Annotated in this window: 2 pseudogenes; one reads left to right on the top strand and one right to left on the bottom strand. The window is 64.1% G+C overall.

Going from position 1 to position 248, the window contains the following annotated elements:
* A pseudogene (locus MTQ10_RS31155) lies at window positions 1-114 on the top strand (IS5/IS1182 family transposase); the annotation flags it as partial.
* 21 nt (window positions 115-135) lie between these two features.
* On the opposite strand, the pseudogene MTQ10_RS31160 reads toward MTQ10_RS31155, so the two are convergent.
* A pseudogene (locus MTQ10_RS31160) lies at window positions 136-248 on the bottom strand (IS5/IS1182 family transposase); the annotation flags it as partial.

Consider the following 248-nt stretch of genomic DNA (forward strand, 5'->3'; position numbering starts at 1 on the left):
GGCTACCACCGACTCAGCCCTCGCTACGAACGCAACCCCCGCAACTACCTGGCCTTTCTCGGACTCGCCGCAGCCCTGTGCTGCTACAAGCGCCTCATCCGCCTCACCACATAGGACACGGTCTTAGACGTCGTCTCATTTGGCGAGTCTGCGGTAGCAGATGAGGCTGCAGGCGATGGCGGTGAAGGCCAGGAAGTGCTCGACCTTGCGTTCGTAGCGGCGGTGCAAACGGCGGCAGCCGCCCAGCC

The sequence above is a fragment of the Streptomyces sp. XM83C genome, assembly GCF_023072675.1.
Taxonomy (GTDB): domain Bacteria; phylum Actinomycetota; class Actinomycetes; order Streptomycetales; family Streptomycetaceae; genus Streptomyces; species Streptomyces thermocoprophilus.